The following is a 3,020-nucleotide window of genomic DNA, read 5'->3' on the forward strand; positions in this document are numbered from 1 at the left end:
TTGCAATATTATTTTCATTGATAAGTCCTTCAAAATTAGAGCTTAAATGAAAGTATTTATATACCTTAAATCCGCTTAAGTTAAGGATATGTATATCTCTTGTTAAAGTATTCCTTAACTCCTGTTAAAGGAATGTTATACTCCATATACAAATTAGAGGCCAAAATGTTAAAATATGATTTATAAAAGCTAGCTTAGCAATCCTTTTTATTTAATTCATGGACGATATTAAACACCTGATAGGTAGAGAATTACAGGATTTTGAAAGTAAATTCGCAGATTCGGTAAAAAGTCATGTGCCATTACTGGACAGGATCATGCATTATATTGTAAAGCGCAAGGGAAAGCAGATCAGGCCCATGTTTGTTTTATTATCCGCAAAACTCTTCAGTGACAATATACAGGAAAGCACTTACCGCGCAGCGGCACTGGTGGAACTGCTTCACACTGCCACGCTGGTGCATGATGATGTAGTGGACGACGCCAACGAACGCCGCGGCCTTTTTTCTATTAATGCCCTCTGGAAAAATAAAATTGCGGTATTGGTGGGCGACTACCTCCTTTCAAAAGGACTGTTGCTCTCCCTCAACAATAACGATTTCCGGACTTTACAGATATTATCGGAAGCGGTGAAGGAAATGAGTGAAGGTGAGCTGCTGCAGATCGAGAAAACCAGGAAACTGAATATCAAGGAAGATATTTACTTTGAGATCATCCGCCGCAAAACAGCCTCATTACTGGCCTCCGCCTGTGCTGCAGGTGCATGGAGCAGCAGCAACGACGACCATACCACTGAACAAATGCGCCTTTTCGGCGAAAAAGTGGGTATTGCCTTCCAGATTAAAGATGACCTGTTCGACTATGGCTCCGCCAAAATAGGGAAACCAACCGGCATCGACATCCGCGAGAAAAAAATGACCCTCCCGCTGATCTATACCCTGGAACACGCTTCCACCGAAATAAGAAGAAAGATCATTAACATAGTAAAAAATCACAATACAGAAAAAGACCGTGTGGAAGAAGTTATCCGCCTGGTAAAAGCATCTGGCGGTATTGATTATACGAGGCAAAAAATGTTTGAATACCGGGATGAAGCCCTTGCCATCTTAAATAAATTCCCTGAAAACGCTGTCAGGAACGGATTAGAATCTCTGGTTCGATTTACAACTGACAGAACATTTTAGTAAGAATAAAAAATAATGTAATATGCGGAAGAAGCGTAAAGCTTGGGCCTTTAAAATATAATAATGCAAAAACGCTGGACGGTAAAGGCATATCAACCAAATCAGGAACAGTTACTACAGTCGTCATTGCGCATACATCCGCTGTTATGCCGGTTACTGGTGCAACGCAATGTAACCAACTATGAGGCTGCCCGGCAATTTTTCCGCCCTACACTGGATGACCTCCATGATCCCTGGAAAATGAAAGACATGGATAAAGCCATTTCCAGGATTGAACTGGCTTTTTTTCAACATGAAAAAATATTGATCTACGGGGACTATGATGTAGATGGCTGTACTGCAGTAGCCACTGTATACGCCTTTCTGCAAAAACTCTACACCAATATTGAATTTTATATTCCACACCGTTACCGGGAGGGATATGGTATTTCCATACAGGGCATTGAATATGCCAGGGACAATGATTTCAGCCTGATCATTGCGCTCGACTGTGGTATTAAATCAGTGGAACATATCAGCACAGCAAAGGAATGGGGCATCGACTTTATCATCTGCGATCACCATTTGCCTGATGCGGTACTGCCTCCTGCCGTGGCCATCCTGAATCCGAAGCAGCATGATTGCCCCTATCCTTATAAAGAACTTAGCGGATGCGGCATTGGCTACAAACTGATTTGCGCCTTTGCACAAAAAAGAGGGCTTCCCCAATCGGAAGCCAATAAATACCTGGACCTGGTTGCCACCAGTATTGCGGCCGACATTGTTCCAATGACCGGTGAAAACAGGATACTGGCCTTTCATGGCCTGGTAAAAGTAAATGACGATCCGCTGCCCGGCATTAAAGCGCTGATCACCCTCAGCGCTTTGAAGGAAAAACTAACCATCGCCAACCTGGTGTTTGTGATTGCTCCACGCGTAAATGCAGCCGGCAGAATGGATGACGCACGGAAAGCGGTAAACCTCTTTATTGAAAACGATGTGGAAAAAGCCGCTGCCATTGCAGCTGTGCTTCATTCAGATAATTTCGACAGAAAGGAAATTGACAGTACCATTACCCAGGAAGCAATTGTGCTGTTACAAAATGATGCAGATATTGCCCGCAGAAAATCGACCGTACTTTATCAGGCACACTGGCACAAAGGCGTAGTAGGTATTGTGGCCTCCCGGCTGATAGATAAATACTACTATCGCCCCACCATTATCCTTACCCAGTCGAACGATAAAGTTGCAGGGTCTGCCCGTTCTGTAATGGGCTTCAATGTATATGAGGCGATTCACCAATGTAAAGATCTCCTCGAAAATTACGGGGGACACTTTTACGCAGCTGGCATGACGCTTAAAACGGAGAACGTAAAAGCATTCCAGGAACGCTTCGAAGAAGTAGTGGCGCGCACCATCCACCCGGATCAGCTGGTACCGGAAATTGTAATAGATTCCGAAATCCAGTTCCAGGAAATTACCGCCGCATTCTATAACATTCTCCGGCAATTTGAACCACTGGGACCTGAGAACCTCCGGCCTGTTTTCCTGGCCAGGAACCTGATGGATAATGGTTATTCGAAGATTGTAAAAGACGACCATATCAAATTCTCTGTAAAACAGGGAAGATATGGCCCAACTATGTCGGGGATCGGCTTTTATATGGCGGAAAAATTTCCCTTAGTGGCTGGAAAAAGGCCGTTTGATATGGTGTTTACACTTGATGAAAATGAATGGAACGGACAAACCTCCTTACAGTTGAAAGTAATTGATATCAGGTCTTCCGCAAATAATTGATAAAAGGGTTGTTCCCCGGGGGAAACAACCCTTTCTTTTATTTATGCTGCTTCAGCAACC

2 protein-coding genes are annotated in these 3,020 nt (G+C 43.6%); both read left to right on the forward strand.

Annotated elements, in window-relative coordinates:
* Positions 1 to 218: 218 nt before the first annotated feature.
* A complete protein-coding gene (locus VN105_RS23945; protein ID WP_325644984.1) occupies positions 219 to 1,184 on the forward strand; it encodes a polyprenyl synthetase family protein in 966 nt (321 codons plus the stop codon).
* A gap of 63 nt (positions 1,185 to 1,247) precedes the next feature.
* Positions 1,248 to 2,960, forward strand: coding sequence for a single-stranded-DNA-specific exonuclease RecJ (gene recJ, locus VN105_RS23950; RefSeq protein WP_325644986.1), 1,713 nt, complete (start codon positions 1,248 to 1,250; stop codon positions 2,958 to 2,960).
* The last annotated feature ends 60 nt before the right edge of the window (positions 2,961 to 3,020 follow it).

Source organism: Chitinophaga sp. (genome assembly GCF_035564935.1).
Classification (GTDB): Bacteria; Bacteroidota; Bacteroidia; order Chitinophagales; family Chitinophagaceae; genus Chitinophaga.

Excerpts from the sequence above, each read along its gene's own strand:
- VN105_RS23945 (WP_325644984.1), top strand. The coding sequence starts at position 219 with ATGGACGATATTAAACACCTGATAGGTAGAGAATTACAGGATTTTGAA.
- recJ (WP_325644986.1), top strand. The coding sequence starts at position 1,248 with ATGCAAAAACGCTGGACGGTAAAGGCATATCAACCAAATCAGGAACAG.